This is a genomic window from Microbulbifer maximicatervae (SeqCode), from assembly GCF_052466985.1.
Window position 1 is genome coordinate 3,638,865 of the sequence record NZ_CP174298.1, and the last position, 23,406, is coordinate 3,662,270.

General features: G+C 47.9%; 17 protein-coding genes. 8 read left to right on the forward strand and 9 right to left on the reverse strand.

The window, feature by feature from the left end; translation table 11 throughout:
• Window positions 1-581 precede the first annotated feature (581 nt).
• From ACJJI3_RS16065 to ACJJI3_RS16080, 4 genes are all read left to right on the forward strand, one after another.
• Window positions 582-1,181, forward strand: coding sequence for a hypothetical protein (locus tag ACJJI3_RS16065; RefSeq protein WP_444940267.1), 600 nt, complete (start codon window positions 582-584; stop codon window positions 1,179-1,181).
• Window positions 1,182-1,601: 420 nt separating this feature from the next.
• Window positions 1,602-2,141, forward strand: a complete 540-nt coding sequence (locus ACJJI3_RS16070) for an SF0329 family protein (protein ID WP_444906688.1) — start codon at window positions 1,602-1,604, stop codon at window positions 2,139-2,141.
• A gap of 526 nt (window positions 2,142-2,667) precedes the next feature.
• Window positions 2,668-3,360, forward strand: a complete 693-nt coding sequence (locus tag ACJJI3_RS16075) for a hypothetical protein (RefSeq protein ID WP_444915032.1) — start codon at window positions 2,668-2,670, stop codon at window positions 3,358-3,360.
• Window positions 3,361-3,368: 8 nt separating this feature from the next.
• Window positions 3,369-3,785, forward strand: a complete 417-nt coding sequence (locus ACJJI3_RS16080; RefSeq protein ID WP_444906690.1) for a hypothetical protein — start codon at window positions 3,369-3,371, stop codon at window positions 3,783-3,785.
• A 207-nt stretch (window positions 3,786-3,992) separates the two neighbouring features.
• Here ACJJI3_RS16080 and ACJJI3_RS16085 read toward each other — a convergent pair whose 3' ends face one another.
• On the reverse strand, window positions 3,993-4,478 hold the full coding sequence (locus ACJJI3_RS16085) for a hypothetical protein (protein ID WP_444940268.1): 486 nt from the start codon (window positions 4,476-4,478) through the stop codon (window positions 3,993-3,995).
• 892 nt (window positions 4,479-5,370) lie between these two features.
• On the opposite strand from ACJJI3_RS16085, the gene ACJJI3_RS16090 reads away from it, so the two are divergent.
• Window positions 5,371-8,409, forward strand: a complete 3,039-nt coding sequence (locus tag ACJJI3_RS16090) for a TonB-dependent receptor (protein ID WP_444940269.1) — start codon at window positions 5,371-5,373, stop codon at window positions 8,407-8,409.
• 498 nt (window positions 8,410-8,907) lie between these two features.
• On the opposite strand, the gene ACJJI3_RS16095 is transcribed toward ACJJI3_RS16090, so the two are convergent.
• Window positions 8,908-9,372 carry a PraA/PraB family alkane oxidation protein activator gene (locus ACJJI3_RS16095; RefSeq protein WP_444940270.1) on the reverse strand — a complete coding sequence of 155 codons (465 nt, stop codon included), beginning with the start codon at window positions 9,370-9,372 and terminating at the stop codon, window positions 8,908-8,910.
• A gap of 314 nt (window positions 9,373-9,686) precedes the next feature.
• Between ACJJI3_RS16095 and ACJJI3_RS16100 the strand changes: the two genes are divergently transcribed.
• Complete coding sequence (locus tag ACJJI3_RS16100; protein ID WP_444940271.1) at window positions 9,687-9,884, forward strand: transposase; 198 nt, start codon at window positions 9,687-9,689, stop codon at window positions 9,882-9,884.
• A gap of 284 nt (window positions 9,885-10,168) precedes the next feature.
• Here the strand turns inward: ACJJI3_RS16100 and ACJJI3_RS16105 are convergent, their stop codons facing one another.
• From ACJJI3_RS16105 to ACJJI3_RS16135, 7 genes are all read right to left on the reverse strand, one after another.
• A complete protein-coding gene (locus ACJJI3_RS16105; RefSeq protein WP_413663995.1) occupies window positions 10,169-10,633 on the reverse strand; it encodes a PraA/PraB family alkane oxidation protein activator in 465 nt (154 codons plus the stop codon).
• A gap of 1,146 nt (window positions 10,634-11,779) precedes the next feature.
• A complete protein-coding gene (gene can / locus ACJJI3_RS16110; protein ID WP_282930420.1) occupies window positions 11,780-12,427 on the reverse strand; it encodes a carbonate dehydratase in 648 nt (215 codons plus the stop codon).
• 1 nt (window position 12,428) lies between these two features.
• Entirely contained in the window at window positions 12,429-13,253 is an 825-nt protein-coding gene (locus ACJJI3_RS16115; protein WP_444940272.1) for a peptidylprolyl isomerase, read from the reverse strand.
• A gap of 54 nt (window positions 13,254-13,307) precedes the next feature.
• Window positions 13,308-13,997 (reverse strand): respiratory nitrate reductase subunit gamma, encoded by a 690-nt coding sequence (narI, locus tag ACJJI3_RS16120; protein ID WP_282930422.1) that lies wholly within the window; start codon window positions 13,995-13,997, stop codon window positions 13,308-13,310.
• 4 nt (window positions 13,998-14,001) lie between these two features.
• On the reverse strand, window positions 14,002-14,724 hold the full coding sequence (gene narJ, locus ACJJI3_RS16125; RefSeq protein ID WP_444906695.1) for a nitrate reductase molybdenum cofactor assembly chaperone: 723 nt from the start codon (window positions 14,722-14,724) through the stop codon (window positions 14,002-14,004).
• A gap of 19 nt (window positions 14,725-14,743) precedes the next feature.
• The gene (narH, locus tag ACJJI3_RS16130; RefSeq protein ID WP_444918740.1) at window positions 14,744-16,291 is read right to left on the reverse strand and encodes a nitrate reductase subunit beta; all 1,548 of its coding nucleotides are present in this window, start codon (window positions 16,289-16,291) and stop codon (window positions 14,744-14,746) included.
• Between the two features lie 2 nt (window positions 16,292-16,293).
• Complete coding sequence (locus ACJJI3_RS16135; protein ID WP_444940273.1) at window positions 16,294-20,064, reverse strand: nitrate reductase subunit alpha; 3,771 nt, start codon at window positions 20,062-20,064, stop codon at window positions 16,294-16,296.
• A gap of 320 nt (window positions 20,065-20,384) precedes the next feature.
• Here ACJJI3_RS16135 and ACJJI3_RS16140 point away from each other — a divergent pair, with 320 nt between their 5' ends.
• Complete coding sequence (locus tag ACJJI3_RS16140; protein WP_444940274.1) at window positions 20,385-22,235, forward strand: histidine kinase; 1,851 nt, start codon at window positions 20,385-20,387, stop codon at window positions 22,233-22,235.
• Window positions 22,236-22,716: 481 nt separating this feature from the next.
• On the forward strand, window positions 22,717-23,394 hold the full coding sequence (locus ACJJI3_RS16145; protein ID WP_444892519.1) for a CHRD domain-containing protein: 678 nt from the start codon (window positions 22,717-22,719) through the stop codon (window positions 23,392-23,394).
• Window positions 23,395-23,406: the final 12 nt, after the last annotated feature.

The window sequence follows — 23,406 nt, forward strand, 5'->3', positions numbered from 1 at the left end:
AATCGCTCCAAGCCGCTGAATGTACTCCACTTTATTGAAGACGAGCGGGTTTCTAGCGTATGATCCATATAGCCATTTTGATAGTTCGCTTATCAATTTGGTTAGCTGGCCCATGGTGTTGCTGCACCTTGGGTCAGCGCCTTTTACTTACTGTTACGTCACGCTACCGTTCTCCTTTGAGAAGATGGTTCTTTAGAAAACTCTTAGATGTCTTGATTCTCTCGAATCCCTTTGGCCTTAGTCATCTGCCTACAAAAGGCCACCCAATTCCGGCCAAAATACCAATAAATATCAATCGATTTTACGCAGCTTTGACACTAAAACAAACTGAATAAAATCCAATAAGATCATTTTTGTGCCTATATTTTTAATGGCGATGCCCTTTCCATTAAGTGCTTCAGGCATGAATATCCGGTACGTAAGTCCCTTTCTACTCATAAGTAATTTTTCCAACCCGGACGATCCTATCGATAGATAGTTTTTTTCTGGATAGAAAAGCTTCCGATTTTTGTAATCAGTTACCAAATGATATGATGCGATTTCTTTTGAGTATTCTGATTTACCTTCGGTAGGATGTAAAAGTGTATAAGTACTTCGGGTTAATAGCGTTAATATTTGTATCTGCCTGCGCTACAAATATACCGGTAGAAAAATTAAGTGGTTTAGAAGTAAGAACACACCTTGATCATGAATACTGGAGCGTCTCACTGCCAGGTAAGTGGAGCCATGAGGATAGTGAGGGGATGATCATCGCCACATCTCCAGAAGGTCAATATGCGCTCTATATCACGGTTTATACCACCTCAGCATCTGCACCCGGTATAGCCTGGGGCAATGAGGAGATTAAGCATCTTAAGTCTGGAAAATATTCAAGGCCGGGGTATCTTTTTGACTTTCAAAAAGAGCAGAGTTATGAAAAAAACGGCAATGCTTATTACGAGCTTGATGGCATAGATGTAAAGAATGAAATGAGGCTTTATAGCAAAGGAATACATCTGGGTAGTATATTCTATACAGTATCATTTCATGATTACTATTATACCGACTCGCAAGAATCAAACAGTATATTGAAATTGATTCTTAACTTGTTTGAGACAAGAGAAGATGAATTCAAGTGGGAAGGTACAAAAAGCTTAGTCCCAGGCAGTACAGCAAGTATGAGCTTTCAGCATGACCTTTAAGGGGAGATCACATACACCCCGACCTGTACAGATATTGAATGCCCGTAGATATCTAAGCCAATAGGATGTATAACTATTGATGAACTTAAGACCAATCAAAACTCTACTAATATATTTGCTAATCCCATGAAGAAGATAGTGATCTTATCTTTAATGATGTTAAGTTTGTATACGTTAGGATTCTTTACTCAAGCCTTAGCTTATTCTCAACTGGGTATTAATCTTAACAAGTATCTATATGCTCCATGGATCAAACATTTAGAAATGGACAACCCTATAAAGGTAACTTACAACAAAAGCGTAGAGTTCTGGTGTTCTCGTGTAGAAGGATGCAGTTATCAGAACCCTAATCTTTGATTGGCCACAGCAATCGAATCGATTTATTAATTAGATGTTATTAGTAATTAGGAATATCTCCCAATGATGTGGAGTAAGTTGAAATCTCTAGTTGAAGAAAAGTTTTCTCCATCCCTGGATGGCCGTATCTCTATCAACAGTACCAGTTATGGAAACTGTTCATGTGGACATGCCTGGTTAACTTTTGATAAGGAGGTCATAGCAAACTTCTGTACAAGGGCCTTTTGGAATAGAGCGAGTGGTAATTGCTATAGAAAAGATAATCGCTGGGTTACTGATTCCGAAGTGCCTGAGCATGTAAGTGAAAAGCAGAAACTATCCTATGGTGAGGTGGAGTATGGAGAGTTATCTCGACAAGATGCCTATCAAGCCTGCTGGGAATTCGTTCATACCCTCAAAGTTGATGAAGCTCTAAACTCCGAGAACCCATTGATTCAGTCCCTAGCCACACTGGATAAGCGTTTAGGCAAGCGTAGACTCAAAGAGATTGATGCAGCAACTTTGCATCCATTAGCAAAGAAATTATTGAGCATAAGATTAGAGTCTGAAGGTATTAAAGCCCCGGCAATCACAGAACAAACCTCTTCAACGCAACATCCATAGGTTATTTAATTATCTAAGTATCCTGCAAGCCATCAAGATAATATTACAAGGTTTAGATAGCAGGGCCGTTTACTCCAACACTTAACACCAGGCATACCCGGTACGATAGTCCACTTTTCAGAAATGTAGCTCCAAATATAGATAACGCGCTCTGATTTAACATAAAACTTTGGGCGAAGATTATCTATCACACCCCATTTTTTTATTTCTTATACTCGGTGTAATGCTATGTTATTTCTTGCGTTAGTAGCATCAAGGTCCAAAGGCTTCCAAGTGCATACCTACTATACACCGTACTAACTTTCTGATTCTTAATGATTTATGTCTGTGATTGATAAATATCAAAAATAGAAGATGTGAAATAGCTTCGTTTTTAGAGCGATATTATCAGCCAAAAATACACTATAACAAACTCAGCAGTACAGGATCTCTATTTTCACTTCCTTGACCCTAATTGGCTATTGTCATCTAATCAAATCGTTCTCGATAAGGAAATTCCACAATAATAACAACTGGGAAGTTAGGTATGACAAAGACATTTTCACAGCATGCTGTAGACAAGATTAATTCTATTATGAATGATCACAGCAATCATGTTGGTAGCCAGCTTAAAATAGGTAACCCCACAAAATATAAAAATCATATTTCTAGCGATTGTATAACAATGGCAATTTGGGTTCTTAAATATAGTTTTGAGAAGCTTGGAAAGCTTAATTCCAGCAAGCGAGTGGGTGGACTTGGAGAAAAAGGTACCGAGTTAGCAAAATACTTGATTAATACTCATAACTGGAAAGGCGTATATTATAATCCTGACGTTAAGCACCCTAGTGATGGTCTTGGTGAACATATTGCGAGCTACTACAATCAGGTAAAGAAAAACTGTACCTATAGTGTCAGTCGTGTGCCGATCAGCAATACTGTTATAAACTATAAGCCGAGCAAAAATAAAGTGACCACCTATTTGGATTTAACCAAGAAACAAGACGCAGATTACAACACATTTTCAAATATTCCATTTGGACTGGGAATGTCAAGTGGCGGTAGGCATGTATGGCTTTATTCAAAAGAGTTCGTGTACGAATCACACTGGGAAAAAGAAGCTGGCGATGGATTATATACTAAGACACAATTAAAAATGTTTCCCTGGCTCTCAGGAATTATTGTTGTACCGCCAGACACGCACAACCTTTTAACTATTACTTCCACCAACTGTAAGTAATAATATCTATGCTAAAACCTATAAAAATCCTACTACTATTTTTAATGACATTGTCATCCTTCACCTGTGCTAGCACGGAAACGGATGATGTTAAACTGGACAAAGCTCAAGTTAATGTTGTTTTACGAGAGTGGAACAAAAAAGGATTCGGCGATAAGATCGAAACAACTACATTAACGATAATAACAGCTCCAGATTACAAGGGTGATATCGTTATTTTACGTGAAAATGAGCCAAAACGTGGTTTCACTGCGGAAGTTTACAAACCAAAGCCAAATGCACTGAACCCTGAGCTATGGGAGTTTGTATCTGGTGATATTGAAAAATCCATAGTGAAACAACCTAATGGCAAATTCCATTTATCCGAGATGGTTGATAAAGGGGTAAGAATAGAAGTTATCGACCTAAGCAATGAAAATAAATAGCTATGTAATTTAGAGTAGCAACCCAGAGCCCCATAGATTTGTCATTTGCATTACTACTTTCTATGGAATTTGGATAGCTACTCTATTTATCATAGCAAGACTATATTCCTCCGGTTTAAGATCAGCGCCATTACAAGTTCCTAATATAAACCTATTAGGAACTTAATAAGGTTGGCATTTAAGTAAACTTAAATATCAGGATTCTGATTATAGCTTTGCCTGCCCCCAAAAGGTTTTGCAGATTGTCTTCCAGAGTTTGCCGACTAGATCCTGATTGGAACGAGAGGCAGATTCTACAATTGCTCTATGTAGATCCTTTTCAGATTCAGTAAATTCGCTTCTATATTTTTCTTCAATCTGTGCATAGGTCAGCCCTTTTGCCTTCATAAACCAAGACAATAGCTGCCCTAAGTAAGATATTTTTTCTCTTGTTTTTTTCAGCTCATGATTTCTCTGAAGTACAGCGCCCTCACCTAACATCTTCCAAATACCAGCTTCAATCTGTTGAGCTTGCTCTACAGTAAGCTGCTTATCTTTAGTTGCTTCTTCAAACATTTCATCTGCAAGTGCCTGTACATTATCTGGCATAGTTGAAAGTGGAACGGAATACTCTCGCTCTCTGATTTTATAATCTTGGATAGTTGCCTGTAATATATAAATTACCGCAGCAATTAATGTGGTGATAAATTTCATTGTTATGCCTCTGTTGATTGAAGATTTTATATAAGTATTTTGAACTCAAGCTGATCCTCTAAGAGCTAAGAAATATCGGTATAAGTTCCCCCTAAAAAGACTGGATTAGGCCCCTACTGATGGATCAAGAACGGAAGACATGCACCAGATCAGAGCATAAAAATCACATACCTGAAAAATGCTATAAATTTAATAGATAGAATTTTTACAGAAATTTATTTGATGAGTGATATATCAAGTTCTATATAATATATATCTAAACTCACCAAATAGAATGACATGCTTTTAATAGAATTAGCTTACCTGGAAAAATATCTGTCAGAGGAAAAACAAACGCCAGAATTTAAATTAAAAACTTTTAAATATTAGAGTGTTATGATTTTTTTGATATTTTCTACCTACTTTAGACAAGGCCATTCTCACTACTAGCATACTTATCTAGTAAGACTTAGGTTTACCAAATAGTAACCACATTTAATTTCCATGCTTCTTTAACGGACAATAAGCTGAATCAAGCTAGACATTAACCTTATGATATCTATGAAAAGCTCTTTCTTTCATATGTTATACAATTCTGTTCTACGTCAACATTCTGTGAGGACTTACATTATATCTACAATGTAAATATGAGATCCTGAAGGAAATTATTTATTGAAAAATTTCTATTTAATATAGATACCCACCAACCATTCAGGCACGATTTTCAACGCTCAGACTTCAATTGTGCCAAGTTCTTGTGCGTTACTTAAAAAAAATAAAATTTTTAAACTTTTAACCTCTTTTTCATCCCCCCTAATATCATTTTTTTACGTCTTCAATCTAGTTGGGCCCCAAGGAAGGCAGTTTTGGCCTTGAAAAAAATAATAGTGAGCATAAGAGAGAGAAACTCAGTATGATGATGCGCCTTCGTAAACAAAAAAATTTGATTGCTCAAGCAATCCCCGCCGCAAACTCAAGCGATTATTCAACCCCCTGGTACAGTGTGGCGATTGCCTGTTTGGTAATAAATACTGCATCTGTGGCAGCATTTGCCCAGGAGGGGCAAGGGGATAAGCCCAGTAACTATTCTGGTTCGGCTATTGAAGAAGTTACGGTTACAGCACAGAAAATTGAGGAAAGCATTCAGGATGTGCCTATTGCAGTTTCTGCGCTATCTGGGGATAACATGGATGCTTTAAAGATCGAAGGGGGCAATGAACTGTTGCGAGCCGTTCCCAATGTTAACTTCTCCAAAACAAACTTTAGCTCTTACAATTTCTCTATTCGAGGAGTGGGAACTCAGTCAATTTCTGCCAGTAGTGATCCTGCCGTTGCAGTAAGCTTTAATAATGCTTCTTTAATCAGGAATCGTCTGTTTGAGCAGGAATTTTTTGATGTACAGAGGGTAGAAGTTCTGCGTGGCCCTCAGGGCACATTATATGGCCGTAACGCCACCGCTGGTGTGGTTAATATGTTACCAATCATGCCGGAGGATGAATTCGCCTCAGAGATTGAGGTTGAAGTGGGCAATTATAATAGTAAGCGCACCAAGGGTATGTTGAATATACCGCTGGGTGAAACTATGGCTTTCCGCTTTTCTGGAGCCATGACCAAGCGGGATGGCTTTGATTACAATACTTATACCAAGAATGATGTTAACGACCGGGATCTCTACTCCACGCGTGCCATTTTTGAATGGACTCCCAGTGATAAGTTTAATGCTAATTTGATTTGGCAACACTTTGATGAAGATGACAAGCGATCCCGCACTGGTAAGCAGCTTTGTACTACTGACCCCGGTGATGACATGGTCGGGAACACAGAGACAACAAGTCTATCAAAAGGTATGACAAGTCAGGGCTGTTTGCCTGGTTCACTATACAGCGCAGATGCTTTTGATGCACCCAATGGAACGGGGCTCGCCTATATACTTTCAGCAGCGGGGCTGATTGACCCATACCTTTTTGGAGGTAGTTTATCAGACTGGAAAGATCCCTACAGCGGTGTAGAGCAGTCGCGAGATTTACGTGAAATATCTACTAGTTTTGACCCAGTATTTCGTGCGGAAAATGACTTGGTACAGCTGAATTTTGAATGGGCTTTATCTGATACCCTCACCTTTTACTCCCAGTCTACCTATGCTAAGGATGATTACTATTCTTCACAGGATTATAATCGGTTTACCACTGGCGCGGTCTTTAATGACCTAGCAGAAATAGGTGATCAGTGGTCATTGGGCCCCACCCCCGGAGGCATTTATACTGACCCACAACTTGGTCCTTCTGACGGTATTTTGGGAGTTGATATCAGCCGTTCCGATAATGAACAGTGGAGCCAGGAATTCCGGTTGCAGACTGCATTTGATGGGCCCTGGAATTTTTCCTTCGGTGCTAACTACCTGAATTTTGAAACCCAGGATGACTACTTTGTCTTTAATAATATGTTCACCATGATTGCTGAATATGTTTACAGCCGGGGAACAGATGAGGATGGCAATAATATTCCGATCAATTGCGTTGACCCCACCACAGATTTAGTTGGCTCAGACTGTATATATATCGACCCTAATTCCCTGGATAATATTGATGAAATGGGACACAACTACTTCCTCAGTCGTAACTTAGTAGATACCCGTTCCTGGGCTGTATTTGGGGAGGCATATTGGCAAATCACGGACGATGTAAAACTTACCACAGGCCTCCGCTATACTGATGACGAAAAAACTACCACCCCTATATCCAGCCAGTTATTACTTGGTACGTATCATGAAGATGGTATTACTGTTCCAGGTAACAGCTCAGGTGGCTATACGCATATGGGATATCCTGAAGGGGAGAAGTTTTCTCAAAGCTGGAAGGAGTATACCGGACGAGCGGTGCTGGACTGGCGAACAGATACCCCCTTTACCGATGATACAATGTTCTATGTTTCTTTTGCTCACGGTTATAAAGGAGGCGGCTCCAACCCACCACGGGCGGAGATTGACCCTGCGCGGGTTCAATATCAGCCACTAGACAACACTTTTGAGCCGGAATTCGTAAATTCCCTTGAATTCGGCACCAAGAATGTTTTGCTGGATGGCCGCCTAAACTTAAACGCAACTGCCTTCTATTACGACTATACCGACTACCAGGTTTCTCAGATTGTTGACCGTATCGCATTAAACGAAAACTTTGATGCAGAAAGTATGGGACTGGAGTTAGAGCTGGCATGGCAAATGACAGAGAGTACCAGGATGAATATGAATGTGGGTTACTTAAGAACCCGCATAGCGGAAGGGGAGGAATCCATAGATGTCATGGATCGTACCCAGGGGAATGAAGATTGGACCGTACTGCGGCCCTCCTTACAGGTACCTTCCAACTGTATTGCCCCAGTCGAGTATGTTGAAGCTGCTATTGCTTTGGAGCCTATATTTTTCATGACACCCCTATGGGCATTATGTGCAGGCTCAAGCCAGTGGGGCTCATACTCTGATGCGATTGACGCTCCACTAAGATATGATCAAATTTTAGCTCTTTTCGGTTACGATCTGCCCCAATATAACCCCCTAACAGATGCCCCAAATGGCGGGCGTGGTTTTTCTGCTGACCTAAGTGGCAATGAATTACCAAATGCTCCTAAGTTAACGTTTAACTTAGCAGTGGAGCATGTTATTCCCCTTTCAGATTGGGAATTAGCTTTACGTGCAGATTACTATCGACAGTCTGAGAGTTATGCGCGGGTCTATAATACCGAGTATGACCGCTTAAAAGCCTGGGATAACTTCAATGCGTCAGCGACCCTTACTCATCCGGAATCAGAATTGCAAATGCAGTTGTATGTGAAGAATATCTTTGATGATACGCCTATCACAAGCGCCTTTACCAATAGCGATGACTCCGGCCTTACCACCAATGTATTTACCCTGGATCCGCGTATTATAGGCTTTAGTCTAAATAAGCGTTTCTAATTTTTATATTTCCAGTAAGACACTAATGGTTCTATAGTGTCTTATTGGTGTTTCAGACTGGCTATACTTGAAAATACCTCCATTTCTAATCTTCTTTTCACTCATATAAATCATCGATCGATCGTATAGCGGGCGGTTGATGATTGTTTGCTAAGGCTAGCCACACACCTCCCAATTGTACTTTATTTTGGGAATATCCTAGTCTCCCTGCATTGTCTTCTTATAAAGATCTAAAGTAACTTTGAGGCGAAAATGAAAATTTATAACAAACCATATAACTGTACATTTGGTATATTATTAACATCCCTAGTTATAAAAGCTAACGTATCAACTAATGGAAGGCATATTAAAAAAAGAGGATGAGAAATTTACTTTCTGACAATGATTGATATTTAAAAAAACATATCTTGGGTTTTTATGAATATACAGATGTGGCAAAGTAGAGTAGCCAGTACTTTCTAACTACTCTACTTTAGATATCAGACTTTTTAAGGCTGCTTATGGCACGAAAGATGCCTGGGGATTTGTGGAGATAGTTCCGCTTATCTCGCAGTCCGTACCAATACCAACTCTTGGGATTACTGCAGCATTAAAAGTAATTTCTCCTGTAGATTGGTTAAAATCACCGTTTATATCACCAAAACAATTACCGGTAACACCTGAAATGGTTACGTCTTTTAAGGTAACTGTATCACCTACATTACCTACCAATGTATATGGCAGATTGTTAAAGAAAACTGCTCCACAAAGAAAACCAGTATTCAGTGACAAACTGCCCAAAGAGGCGTTACCAGCTGAATCTATAGTAATACTACCGGATAGACCACAAGTAAAGTGGTAACTACTGGATACTCTTATATCACCGACGTTGGCCATACCGATAGTACCTTGAGGATACCAGGTGTCAGCAACTGCGCCGGTGCTAACAATAGCCAGGGCGAGTGCGGCAAGGATCTTTTTCATTGTCATTGTTTTCTGTTTTTAGTAATTAGAACAGGTAGAAGCGTGAGTAGGATAGGTATCCATCTCCTGCGGGTAATGCATCTACATTGATCGTCGCTTGAGAAGCGAGAGATCGGGCTCACTTAAACTGCTTTGATATTTAACTTCGAAGTCCTCTTATCTCCACTCCTATAAGACGCTTTTATTCATCGATTCGGAGGGATACAAATTTTGATAAACATGGTATTTGATGCCAGTTTTAGAGTGACTCTGGGTATATTGATATGGAGAAGCGTGAAGAGTTATAAGTACAGGAGGCGGATTGGTACATAGCAGTGAAGCCGAGCAAGCTAAAAACTCTTCCAGGGCGTGATGCGCTCCGTAAGGCAGAAAAGATCAAGTCGCAGATAAGAGCGAAGGTCGAACACCCCTTTCGCTACATCAAGCTGGTATTTGGTTATGACAAAGTCCGCTATCGGGGACTGGTAAAAAATACTGAGAGACTGTGCTCGCTAGCAGGCTCTACCAACTGACTAAAAGAAGAAAATATTTGACTGCCTGGGGAGGATGGACCTGAAATCTTCCTATTGAGGACTTCAGGTGAAAAATCAGAGATCTATTACGAGAAAATTAAGCGTTTGCGCGTGAAAAATTCATTTTAGGCTATTCAGCTTAATTCTAGAAAAAATACTTCGTTGATCAGAGGTTACCTAAAAACAGATTTCTTTATTTTCCTTGAATATACAGACCGGGCAAAAGTAGAGTAGCCAGTACTTTCTGACTACTCTACTTTAGATATTGGGTTTTTAAAGGTTACTTATGGCACGAAAGATGCCTGGGGATTTGTGGAGATAGTACCGGTTATTTTGCAGTCGCTACCAAAACCTACGCTTGGGAGTACCGCGGCATTAAAAGTAATTTCTCCGGTTGATTGGTTAAAACTACCGGTAATATCACCAAAACAATTGCCGGTAATAGCTGCAACAGTTACATCTTTTAGGGTAACGGTATTCCCTGCATTACCTACCAATGTATAGGGCAGATTGGTAAAGCTAACTGACCCACAAAGGAAACCAGTATTCAATGACAAGCTGCCCACAGAGGCGTTACCTGCTGAATTTGTAGTAGAACTACCAGATAGACCACAAGTAAGGTTTATACCCTTAGATACTTTTATATCACCTACATTGGCCAGGCCAATGGTACCTTGGGGAGACCAGGTGTCAGCGGCTGCACCGGTGCTAACAATTGCCAGGGCGAGCGCGGTAAGGATCTTTTTCATGTTCATTATTTCCTATTTTTAGTAATTAGAATAGGTAGAAGCGTGAATACGCTGGGTATTCATCCCTTACGGGTAATGCATCTACATTAATCATCGCTGGAGAAGAAAAAAATTGGGCCCACTTAAACTGCAGTAATATTCAACTTCCAAGTCCTCTTATCTCCACTCCTATAAGACGCTTTTCTCCGTCAGTTCGGAGGGATACAAATTTTGATAAACATGGTATTTGATGCCAGTTTTAGTTATATTTTTTTCGTGAGGATAAATATCGGAAGTGTTTATTAATTTTATGAATTTATAAATTACTTAATGATTTTCATTTATTCGCGAATATATTTATTTATAATAAGTAAGCCACAATCTGGGGGCGTAAAACTCTTTATCTTTGTCTGCTTATCCTTAATTTCTTGTTACTAAATTTGAATAATTTTTAAATATCGAGTCTTCAGTAATCGAAGGTTTTAAGATAAGTCTTTTTGTCTCCTATAGATGTTCGAAAATCAGATAGAACTCAGACGATAAAGTGGCATATAAAGTAGCGTTTTAGGAAAAGCAGAGTGCTACGGGGAGCAGCAAGCGCAGAATAGGAGAAAGAGAGATTTTAGCGTATAACTCACATATCTAAATTGATGTTCAAATGATCAATTTGATTTTGTACTTCTAAAAGTTGTTCAGCTCTTTCTAGGGTTTAGCCTTCTTTTTTTGCCAACTGATTATCTCCTCACCAAAATCTATCTCTAGCTCTAGCTCTAGCTCTTATTACGCCAGTATCCCGCGATCTTGAGTGCATTGGCTTTATTTCGCAGCTTAAGTAATTCAGGTATTTGAGGGCCCTATCAGTAATAAACCGCTATTTATTTATCATATTAGGGATTTAATCACTGTGTCTTGCACTCAGTGCAGTATTGGGAGTTAGAAGAAATAAAGATAAGCATGGGTCGAACATGTGATTGAGGATAACGGTATTTATGGTTACCCTCTTTGTAGTTTGGAAAGAGAAGGCGGTATCGCTCCGCCCTACCTGATGCTGATAGCCGTCGGCTTTAGCAGAAGCGAAGCGGAATCAAACGCTGCATTCTAAAAATATTTAAACGCAACTGCGCTATTTATACTTATGGTCTCGAAGGGGATAAAGCAGTTATAAACTCACCCCTCCTCCTGCACTTCACCATAAACATGATAAATCTCTGGCACCTGGCCGCGGTCGTCCATCCGCATTCCCAGATCTCTAATTAGGCCGTCGCGAATATCGTAGATCCAGCCGTGCAGGCTGAGGCGTTGGCCTCGGTCCCAGGCATGCTGGACTATTTTGGTCATGGCCAGGTTTTGTACCTGCGCCATCACATTTAATTCACAAAGGCGCGCTGAGCGGGATTCTTTATCGAGGGATTCCAGCTCTTGCCGGTGGCGGGCGTAGACATCCTTGATATGGCGCAGCCAGTTATCCACCAGGCCACATTCGCTGTGGCCCATGGCGGCCTGTACGCCGCCACAACCGTAATGGCCACACACCACCACGTGTTCCACCTTGAGTACTTCTACGGCGTATTGCAGCACCGAGAGGCAATTAAAGTCCGTGTGTACCACCACGTTGGCGATATTGCGGTGAACGAACAGCTCCCCCGGTGCCATGCCCACAATCTCGTTGGCGGGCACGCGGGAATCGGAGCAGCCGATCCATAAATACTTGGGTACTTGCAGGCGGCTCAGGCGTTGGAAAAACTCCGGGTCCTGTGCCGTCCTATCTTCCGCCCAAGCGCGATTACGCGCGAACAGTTGGCGAATCTCTGCCACTTCAGTGGGCCTCCCCCAATAAGTCCAGGCCAGAGATTTGCGCGGCCTGCACCATTTTTTGCAGGTAGTCGCTGGTCATTTGGCGGCGGCGTTTTTCGGTCAGGTATTCCTCGATACGCTCCGAGACATATTCGTATTCCAGTGGGCGGCCCGGTTCGCATTGCTCCACATAAATCAGGTGCACACCGTATGGAGTCTCCACGGGTTCCGCTACCAATCCGGTGCCCTGCTCGAACACGGCGCGTTCGAAGGAGGCGACGGTATCACCGCGCCCTACTTGGCCGAGGCTGCCACCGGCTTCGGAGGAGGAGCAGGCTGAGTGGGATTGGGCCAAACGAGCGAAGGATTGTAGCGGATTGGAGTCGGCGCGAATCTGTTCCAGCATATTCTCGGCTGCGGTGCGTGCCTTGGCGCAGGCCTCGGAGTCATCCGGTGCAGCCGGGATCAGGATATGGCGTACTTCTGCGAGGGGATCGGAGCGGAACTTATACGGGTGGGCTTCGAAGTAAGCGCGGCACTCGGCGTCGGTTGCCGGGTTCACCTGTAGCTCGCCTTTTAATAGATCTGAGACTGCGCGATCGAAAGCCTCACTGTGCAAGTCTTCGTCGGCAGCGCAGAGACCCTGCCCTGCGGCTCGATCTCGTAACAACCAGCCGATAACCAGAGCGCGTGCGGCGCAGTAGATCGCCTGACGCGGAGAATCGGCAGGCTGGTACTGCATCTCTTGGTAGATCAGGTCGGCGGGGATTTCAGTTCCGTTGACGGCCACTACCTCGGCCATCTCAAATTCGCCGCCGGCAGCATCAGTGGCCAGTAATGTATTCATGACTCAACTCCACACTGGGCCCGCTCATGGCGGGCCATTTAATAGTTGCAGGGATTAGCGCGCGGCTTTGGCGCGAACTACCTGGTAATTGCGGCGGAAGTACTGCACCGGAACACTCCATACGTGTACCAGGCGGCTGAAGGGGAACAGCAGGAACAGTGTCATGCCGAGGAAAATATGCAGCTTGTAAATGATGTTCACTCCGCTGATTGCAGCAGCTGCACCGGCACCATCTAGCGTGACAATGGACTGAGCCCAAGCCATCAGTTTGAGCATTTCAGCACCGTCCATATGGCCGGCAGATACCACAATACTGATCAGGCCGAGGATCAATTGCGCGTAGAGCATCAGCAGTATGGCCAAGTCCATTTTGGAAGTGGTGGCGCGTACGCGCTTGTTGGTGAGGCGGCGCTTCACCAGAATGGTGAGACCGATAAAGCAGATCACCCCGAAGAAACCACCGATCCCCATTGCCATCATCTGCTTGGTGGAAGCTTCAATGCCGAGGAAGTGCCACACCGCTTTGGGTGTGAGTAGGCCGACAAAGTGGCCCGCGAGAATGGCTATCACGCCGATATGGAACAGGTAACTGCCGATGCGCAATTGCTTGCGCTCCAACAACTGACTGGAGCCGGTGCGCCAAGTGTACTGATCCCGGTCGTAGCGGATCAGGCTACCCACCAGAAATACCGTGAGGGCGACAAAGGGGTAGATGGCGAAGAGCAGCGTATTCAGATAGTTCATCTTGTTACTCCTGTGGTGCGGGCTGGGCAGAATTCTGCGCGGCGTTGGCCCAGTTAAGGGGCTGGCCGTCGCGCAGCTGCGCATTGCTGGGCCGCGTTATTGACTGGTCGCAACTGTTGGCGCCGCTAAAGCTAACGGCCTCTTCCTCCCAGATCTTGTCCAGCGCCTCGGGGGTATCGTCACGTTCTTCGTTGGCGACTTCTTCCTTGAGTGCTGTGAGATCGACATATACCCCTGCCATCTGCAAGAGCGCATCCATCAACAGGTGGTAGGGACTCTCACGCTTGGACAAGCGCGCGCTCAACAGGGCAATCACATGGGTAATATCGTGAACCCAGCCGTAGGCTGCTTCCCCCTGGGTGGCACAGAACTCCAAGTAGGTGGGCAGGTAATCCGGCAGTTCGCGCTCATTCAGCTCAAGACCAGCGCTGCGATAGCGCGCGGTCAGGTCTACCATGGCTTGGCCACGATCACGGGATTCGCCGTGGATATGCTCGAAGATATGCAGGGATACAGCGCGGCCGCGCTCAAACAGACCGTCGTATTCGCTCTGCCAATCGAGCGCATCCATACGCTCGTAATGGGAGATAAATGCCAGCAGCTTGTCGCGCAACGGAGCATCCAGATCCTCGGATTCAGCCAACCAGCTGGTCAGCTCATCCAGGTGCGCCACCAGCTCATCAGACGGGTAATCCAGCAGGCGAGCGATCAGGTTTAGTACTTTCATCGGTATTCTCCGCTCGACCTTAGTCGACTACTTTGGCGGGTATTACTTCGCGCACCGCTTGTTGCTTGCCACCGAAAATATTGGTGCTGTCGTTGCCGGTGCTACAGCCGTTGCCGAAGCTGAAACCACAAGAGGACTTCATGTCGTAGGCGTTTTCGGCGTAGGCCTTATGGCTTGAGGGCACCACGAAGCGATCCTCGTAATTGGCCAATGCCATGTAGCGATACATCTCTTCTACCTGGGCTACGGTCAGACCAGCCTCTTCCAGCAATTCGCGCTCCTGAATGCCGTCCACATGGATGCCACGCATATAGGCGCGCATCACAATCATGCGTTCCAGGGCACGGGCCACTGGCTTCTCGTCGCCGGCGGTGAGCAGGTTGGCCAGGTATTGCAGCGGGATACGCAGGGTGGAGAGATCGGGGATCTCGGCGCCGCGACCCACGGTAACGGTTTCCACTTGGCCGGCCTGTACTGCGTTCTGGATCGGAGACAGGGGTGGCACGTACCAAACCATGGGCAAGGTGCGGTATTCCGGGTGCAGCGGCAGGGCGATCTGCCAGTCGATAGCCATCTTGTACACCGGAGATTTCTGCGCAGCTTCGAGCCAGGCTTCGGGGATACCTTCAGCGCGGGCAGCTTCCTGGACCTTGGGATCGCTGGGGTCGAGGAAGATATCGCACTGGGCCTGGTAGAGCGCTTTTTCGTCTTCTACAGAAGCGGCTTCCTCGATGCGGTCAGCGTCATAGAGCAGTACGCCCAGGTAGCGGATACGGCCCACACAGGTCTCGGAGCAGATGGTTGGCTGACCCGCCTCGATACGTGGGTAACAGAAGATACACTTCTCAGATTTACCTGTTTTCCAGTTGTAGTAGATCTTCTTGTAGGGGCAGGCGGATACGCACATGCGCCAGCCGCGACATTTGTCCTGATCGATCAGAACAATGCCGTCCTCTTCGCGCTTGTAGATGGCACCGCTGGGGCACGCAGAAACACAGGCCGGGTTGAGGCAGTGTTCGCACAGGCGCGGCAGGTACATCATGAAGGTGTTTTCAAATTCACCGTAAATGTCGGCCTGCACCTGCTCGAAGTTTTTGTCCTTTTTACGCTTCTCGAATTCGGTGCCGAGAATCTCTTCCCAGTTGGGGCCCCATTCGATTTTTTCCATACGCTCACCAGTAATCAGCGAGCGCGGGCGGGCTACCGGCTGGTGCTTCTGCTCCGGTGCCTTGTGCAGATTCTGGTAGTCGAAATCGAACGGCTCGTAGTAGTCGTCGATCTCCGGCATATCCGGGTTGCCAAACAGGTTGGCTAGTACCCGGTGCTTGCCACCAATCTTCGGCTGCAATTTACCGTTCTTCTTGCGGGTCCAGCCGCCGTTCCATTTGTCCTGGTTCTCCCACTCTTTGGGGTAGCCAACACCGGGTTTGGTCTCGACGTTATTGAACCAGGCGTATTCAACCCCCTCGCGGGAGGTCCACACATTTTTACAGGTCACCGAGCAGGTGTGACAGCCGATACATTTATCGAGGTTCAGCACCATGCCTATCTGGGCTCTAACTTTCATTGCTACACCTCCTCTCGCGTCGGCTCTTTGACGTCTTCGCCATCCAGCCAATCGACCTTGTTCATTTTCCTGACCACCACAAATTCATCCCGGTTACAGCCCACAGTGCCGTAGTAGTTGAAGCCGTAGGACTGCTGGGCGTAGCCACCGATCATATGGGTGGGTTTCATCACTGCGCGGGTTACGGAGTTGTGGATCCCGCCCCGGGTACCGGTAGTTTCCGCTCCCGGTGTATTCACGATGCGCTCCTGGGCGTGATACATCATGGCCATACCGTCGGGCACTCGTTGAGATACCACTGCGCGGGCAGCAATGGCGCCGTTGACGTTGAAGATTTCGATCCAGTCGTTGTCTTCAATACCTGCCAACTTGGCGTCGTACTCACTCATCCAAACGATGGGTCCACCACGAGACAGGGTGAGCATCAGCAGGTTGTCGGAGTAGGTGCTGTGGATGCCCCACTTTTGGTGCGGGGTGATCCAGTTCAGCAGGATCTCCTTGTTACCGTTGGGCTTCTGGTTCAACACCGGTTGCACGGTTTTCAGGTTAATGGGCGGCTTGTACACACACATGTTCTCGCCGAAGTCACGCATCCACTCGTGATCCTGGTAGAACTGCTGGCGGCCGGTGATGGTGCGCCAGGGGATCAACTCGTGCACATTGGTGTAGCCGGCGTTGTAGCTCACATGCTCATCTTCCAGGCCAGACCAGGTGGGCGAGGAGATAATTTTGCGGGGCTGCGCCACGATATCGGCGAAGCGAATTTTTTCGTCTTCCTTGGGCTTGGCCAAATGGGTGTGATCGCGACCGGTAATCTCACCGAGGGCTTCCCAGGCCTTCACGGCTACATGGCCGTTGGTTTCAGGAGCCAGTGAAAGAATCATTTCGGCAGCATCTACCGCACTGTCGATACGGGCGCGGCCATCGCGAGCAGTTTCGTCTTTCCAAGTGCGATTGAGCTTCTTGAGGAAGTCCACCTCATCGTCAGTGTTCCAGCTGATGCCCTTACCGCCGTTGCCGAGTTTCTCCAGCAGCGGGCCGATAGAGGTAAAGCGGTTGTAGGTGTTGGGGTAGTCGCGCTCCACCTCAATCATGCTCGGCGCGGTAACACCGGGGATCAGGTCGCACTCGCCTTTCCACCAAGCCTGTACACCGAACGGCTGGGCGATTTCTCCGGGGGTATCGTGGTGGATCGGCAGAGTCACCAGATCCTTTTCCACCCCCAGGTGGCCATCGGTCAGGTTGGAGAATTCCTTCGCTATGCCTTTGAAAATTTCCCAATCACTTCGCGCTTCCCAGGCCGGGTCCACCGCCTTGGTGAGCGGGTGAATAAAGGGGTGCATGTCTGAGGTATTGAGGTCGTCTTTCTCATACCAGGTGGCCGTCGGCAATACGATGTCGGAGTAAAGACAGGTGGTGGACATACGGAAGTCCAGTGTCACCAGCAGATCCACTTTGCCCTCACTGGGGGCGTCATGCCAGGCCACATCTTCTGGTTTTTTGCCGCCTTCTTCACCCAGGTCTTTGCCCATCAAACCATGCTTGGTACCGAGCAGATGGCGCAGCATGTACTCGTGGCCCTTACCAGAAGAGCCGAGCAGGTTGGAGCGCCAGATAAACATATTGCGCGGGAAGTTCTGCGGGTTATCCGGGTCTTGGTTGGCGAATTTGAGCGCACCGCGCTTGAGCTGCTGCACCGTGTAGTCTTTGGCAGACATACCGGCGGCGGCGGCATCTTTAGTCAGTTGCAGAGGGTTGATCCCCAGCTGCGGCGCGGAGGGCAACCAGCCCATGCGCTCGGCGCGGCTGTTGTAGTCGATGATGGAAGCCTGCCACTTGCTCTTGTCGGCCAGCGGCGAAACCACTTCATCCATCTCCAACTTCTCATAGCGCCATTGGCTGGCGTGGTTATAGAAGAAGGAGGTACCGTTCATATGGCGCGGTGGACGCTGCCAGTCGAGACCGAACGCGAGTGGGGTCCAGCCGGTCTGCGGACGCAGTTTTTCCTGTCCCACATAGTGAGCCCAACCACCGCCACTCTGGCCGATACAACCGCACATCATCAGCATATTGATGATCCCGCGGTAGTTCATATCCATGTGGTACCAGTGGTTGAGACCCGCCCCCAGAATTACCATGGAGCGTCCACGGGTCTTGTCGGCGGTGTTGGCAAACTCACGGGCTACCTGGATGACATTCTCACGACGACAACCGGTCACCTTTTCCTGCCAGGCGGGGGTGTAGGGCTTGTCTTCGTCGTAGTTCTGAGCACAGTTGGGGTCGTCGAGGCCGTGCTCGACACCGTAGTTCGCCAGGGTCAGGTCGTAGACGCTGGCTACTTTTAGAATCTCGCCATCTTTGTTTTGAACAAGCTTTACCGGCACCTTGTAGTCGATTACTTCATCGTGTTCGGTGTGCTGGAAGTAGTTGTGCTCGTGGGTCTGGCCGCCGAAATAGGGGAAGGCGACCTGTGCTATTTCATCGGCGCAGTCTTTAAGGCTGAGCTTCAGCTCCAACTCTTCGCCACTGCGACCATCGCGCTGTTCAATATTCCACTTGCCACGGCCTTCTTTCGCTGAGGGCTCTCCCCAGCGATAACCCATGGAGCCCTGAGGGGAAACCAGCTGGCCATCGTGATTAACACCGATGGTTTTCCATTCCGGGTTGTTATCCTGGCCGAGGTTGTCCGCCAGGTCAGAGGCGCGCAGGAATCGGCCCTGTACCAGCTTGCCGTCGCGCTCTTCCAGGGTCACCAGCATCGGCATATCGGTGGTGGTGCGCACATACTCGGTGAAGTAGGCGCTGGGCTTGTCGACGTGGAATTCTTTCAGGATCACATGGCCAAAGGCCATCGCCAGGGCCGCATCGGTACCCTGGCGCGGTGCCAGCCAGGTGTCGCCAAACTTGGAGCACTCTGAGTAATCAGGGGTGACCACACAGGTTTTGGCGCCCTTGTAACGCACTTCACTGAGGAAATGCGCATCCGGAGTACGGGTTTGAGGCACATTGGAGCCCCATACGATCAGGTAGTTGGAGTTGTACCAGTCGGCGGACTCCGGCACGTCGGTTTGCTCACCCCAGACCTGCGGTGAGGCGGGCGGCAGGTCACAATACCAATCGTAGAAACTCAGACAGTTGCCGCCGATCAGAGACAGATAACGAGCACCAGCGGCGTAGGAAACCATGGACATGGCGGGAATCGGCGAGAAGCCGGTCACCCGGTCGGGACCGTATTTCTTGGTGGTGTAGACGTTGGAAGCGGCAATCAGCTCGTTAACTTCATCCCACTTGATCCGCACAAAGCCGCCCATACCGCGACGCTCTTTGTAGGACTGCGCCTTGGCCGGGTCCTCAACAATGCTGGCCCAGGCCTCCACCGGATCACTGTGTCTCAACTTGGCTTCGCGCCAGAGTTTTACCAGACGTTTGCGGATTTTCGGGTACTTGAGGCGGTTAGCCGAGTACATATACCAGGAGTAGCTGGCACCACGGGGGCAGCCACGAGGCTCGTGGTTGGGCAGGTCCGGGCGGGTGCGCGGGTAGTCGGTCTGCTGGGTTTCCCATGTGACCAGGCCGTCTTTGACGTAGATCTTCCAGCTGCAAGAGCCGGTACAGTTCACCCCGTGGGTGGAGCGCACAATCTTGTCGAACTGCCAGCGACGACGGTAGCCATCTTCCCAGCTGCGGTCGTCATTCGTCTTTTCCCCGTGTCCTCCGGAAAAGGGCTCTTTTTGTTTCTTCAGATATTTCAGTCGGTCCAGGAAATGGCTCATGCGGTACTCCCAGGGCATCGGCATGCGGTTAAAGCATCGGTTTACCGGGAATATAAAAGGGAGGGACGGCGGGATCACCTGACCAAAAAGGGGTAGATAAGCGACGAACTACCCCCGAATAGGTAGGGAAACGACGCCAGGGGGCCGCTATGGTGGAGCCTTATCCCAGCAATAACAGGGCCTCTGTGCAAAAAACAGGCGTCAGGTTAAATTATGTGCAAAACTGGCGATCTTTAGTGGTACCCACAACTTTGTGCGCCAATGGACGGCACAATAGAGATCAGCCATCCACAACCGCCCCAGGGCAAAGTGAATCCGATATGCTGAACCGAATTCGACAGTCCATCGTCTACCGCATCGGCACCCTGATGCTACTCACTGTGCTGGTAGCACTGAGCTCTATGGTGGCGTCCTATATTATCTCCGATGCCGCCGAAAACGATGCCGCCGCCGTTAACCTGGCCGGCTCATTGCGGGCTATGAGCTACCGACTTGCGGCCACTGCACCCTCTGGGGATGTCGAAGCCACAGCTGAGTTGGCAGACGAGGTGACCGCACGCCTGACCCGGGTGCTCAGTATTTCCGACTTCACCGCCAGCGATAACCTGCCCGCAGCGCGCAATTACCGCAAGGTAATCGAAAGCTGGGAGGGAGAAATCCGCCCACTGCTGGAGTCCATTGCCGCCAGGCGCACTTCTATGGACTCCTTGCAGTTAGCCAACCGTCTGGAGCCCTTTATCGGTGATGTGGATACATTAGTGTTCGATTATCAGACCATCGCCGAGGAAAAAATAAGCCTGCTGCGTTTGGTGCAGGTGGGCTCACTGTTTGCCATTGTAACCCTGGTGTATCTCTCTTTGTGCATACTGCACCGCTCTGTGGAGCAGCCTCTCAAGCAGCTGACCAACCGCTCCCTGAGCATCGCCCAGGGAGACTTCAACCAAAACCGCCTGGAGATTAACAGCGAGGACGAGCTGGGGGTTTTAGCGCGCACCATCAATTATATGAGCGATGAAATTCATGCGACTCACCGGGATCTTGCCCATCGCGTGGAGTTGAAAACCTCACAGTTACAGAAGAGCCATGAGGCATTGGACTTCCAGTACCGCTTGGCTCGACGGATAAGCGAGGGGCCGCTCTCGGGAGCGGAATTGGGCCAGTGGCTTGGAGAGTTTGCCAATGTCGCCAGCCTGGACAACCTGGATCTGTGTCTGATGACCCCGGAGGGCGAAGCACCCTACGAGCATCTGGTACAGGGGCTCGGCAACACTCAGTGCACAGGTAGTGAATGCCACATCTGCGTAAACACCTGCGGCCCCTCTGATGAAGACCAACAGCGCGTGTACCGATTCCCGCTGGAAGTGGACAAACGCAATTACGGCGTACTCACCTGCACCCTGCCCCGAGGTGAAAGCCTTGATGAAGAACAGCAACAACGCTTGGCTACCTTTGCCGACAGTGTCACTGCGGCCATCGCTATTAATGAGCGGGAGGCACAGGAGCGCCGTGTTGCCCTACTGGACGAGCGCGCGATCATCGCTCGGGAGCTACACGATTCCCTGGCCCAATCCCTGTCCTATCTGAAAATTCAGGTTACCCGACTCAACCGCGCCAATCGCAGTGAGCAGGTGGACAAGTCCAAGGTAGAGGAGATTATTACCGAGCTGAAAGAGGGTCTGGATTCCTCTTACCGTCAGCTGCGCGAACTGCTCACCACCTTCCGCCTGCAAATAGGTCCCGGCGGCCTGCGCAGTATCCTGGAGCAATCTATCCTCGCTTACCGGGAGCAGCACCCGCAAATTAATGTGCTGCTGGATTACCATCTGGACGAGGTGCCCCTCACTCCCCACGAGGAAATTCACCTGTTACAACTGGTGCGCGAGGCCTCGCAAAACGCTGTGTACCACTCCCAGGGCGACATGGTGCAGATCAGCCTGACCCAGGCCGACAACCACTCCCTCAATGTACGTATCCTCGACAACGGCATCGGTATCAGCAACGCGCCGGAGAAACGCAATCACTTCGGTATGTCGATCATGCAAGAGCGCGCCAGCAACCTGAATGGCAATCTGAATATCCGCCGCCGCGACGAAGGGGGCACCGAAGTGCGTTTCAACTTTATTCCTCTCTACGCCCGCGAGCGGGAGTTGGTGTGGAAGGACGTGGGGTGATAACTCTCTACCTTTATGAAAGGTCACTTGGGGCGAGCACATAATTGCCGCCCCTATCATTCGAAATCCGTCAGTATCTTTATTACTAAAAAGGGAGAAAGAGAGAATACACCGCACTCGGAACCCTATGAGGCATGGATGCCGATTAGGAGGTTACAGGGATGTATTCACTGCGTGTCTCGAGTGCGGTGTATTCTTTCCTTCCACCCCAGTAGTAACTATCTTCAACGACCTTATTACCTATCCAAACGCTCTTCCACCCTGAAGCTCCTCCAACACCCAAGTAGCTATCGTCAAAAATACTGACTCTTAAATTGACCCCCGAGGGCCAATTGCGAGCCCATATGCTACAAGTACTTATCGCTAGCCTATCCCGTGATTCACACCGATGACATTGGTGAATATCAGCTTCCTTGATGGCCTGGCATCCAACCATTCCATCAAGCAATGACTATATCGATTTAATAGAGAGGAGAGGTTTATGAAACTGAGTTCATTGCCCAGAGCCACTTTCTTAATGTTGGCAGTATTTCTGCTGGCTTATTCTGCATTCACGGTTTCCGATAGCCATAACAAAAAAGAGAAAGATCCATCAGCTGCCAAGCATGGGGCTGGTGGTGAGAAAGCCTGGTCCAAAGCGGGCAATGACAAGATGTTCACCATCTTTAAATCTGACTTAACCACCGCTAATGAGAATATGCTCGGCAAGAAGGTGAATCCGCAAACCCCCAAAGATGCCGATGGCTTCTTTATTGGCGCCTACGACAAACAGTCACATATGCTGCACTTTATGGTGGGTTACAGCGATCTATCAAAGGGCGGGGTGGCAATGTCGCACTTCCATATGCAATGTGCAGGCGATGGCAAAGAGCCCCCTATTTGCAAGCCAGGTAAACCCAGTGGCCCAATTATTCAAACCATCTGCGGAATGCCCAATCACCCGGGTATGGTTCCCGACTGGCCCGAGACTAAAACTGACAAGGGCAAGCACGGCCTGGCAAAAAAATGTGCTGAAGGCACCAGTGGATATATTATGGGTAAATGGATGGTGGAGGAACCCTATCGCAAGGCGCTAATGGATGGGAAGGTCTTTGTTAACTTGCATACCCAGCTGGACCCCAAAGGCGAAGTTTCCGGCCTGTTAACAATGGATAAGTAGATTACAAATTTA

Excerpts from the sequence above, each read along its gene's own strand:
- ACJJI3_RS16105 (WP_413663995.1), bottom strand. The coding sequence starts at position 10,633 with ATGAAAAAGATCCTTACCGCGCTCGCCCTGGCAATTGTTAGCACCGGT.
- ACJJI3_RS16080 (WP_444906690.1), top strand. The coding sequence starts at position 3,369 with ATGCTAAAACCTATAAAAATCCTACTACTATTTTTAATGACATTGTCA.
- ACJJI3_RS16085 (WP_444940268.1), bottom strand. The coding sequence starts at position 4,478 with ATGAAATTTATCACCACATTAATTGCTGCGGTAATTTATATATTACAG.
- ACJJI3_RS16070 (WP_444906688.1), top strand. The coding sequence starts at position 1,602 with ATGATGTGGAGTAAGTTGAAATCTCTAGTTGAAGAAAAGTTTTCTCCA.
- ACJJI3_RS16075 (WP_444915032.1), top strand. The coding sequence starts at position 2,668 with ATGACAAAGACATTTTCACAGCATGCTGTAGACAAGATTAATTCTATT.
- narJ (WP_444906695.1), bottom strand. The coding sequence starts at position 14,724 with ATGAAAGTACTAAACCTGATCGCTCGCCTGCTGGATTACCCGTCTGAT.
- ACJJI3_RS16135 (WP_444940273.1), bottom strand. The coding sequence starts at position 20,064 with ATGAGCCATTTCCTGGACCGACTGAAATATCTGAAGAAACAAAAAGAG.
- ACJJI3_RS16115 (WP_444940272.1), bottom strand. The coding sequence starts at position 13,253 with ATGAATACATTACTGGCCACTGATGCTGCCGGCGGCGAATTTGAGATG.
- ACJJI3_RS16095 (WP_444940270.1), bottom strand. The coding sequence starts at position 9,372 with ATGAAAAAGATCCTTGCCGCACTCGCCCTGGCTATTGTTAGCACCGGC.
- narI (WP_282930422.1), bottom strand. The coding sequence starts at position 13,997 with ATGAACTATCTGAATACGCTGCTCTTCGCCATCTACCCCTTTGTCGCC.
- ACJJI3_RS16140 (WP_444940274.1), top strand. The coding sequence starts at position 20,385 with ATGCTGAACCGAATTCGACAGTCCATCGTCTACCGCATCGGCACCCTG.
- narH (WP_444918740.1), bottom strand. The coding sequence starts at position 16,291 with ATGAAAGTTAGAGCCCAGATAGGCATGGTGCTGAACCTCGATAAATGT.
- ACJJI3_RS16090 (WP_444940269.1), top strand. The coding sequence starts at position 5,371 with ATGATGATGCGCCTTCGTAAACAAAAAAATTTGATTGCTCAAGCAATC.
- ACJJI3_RS16145 (WP_444892519.1), top strand. The coding sequence starts at position 22,717 with ATGAAACTGAGTTCATTGCCCAGAGCCACTTTCTTAATGTTGGCAGTA.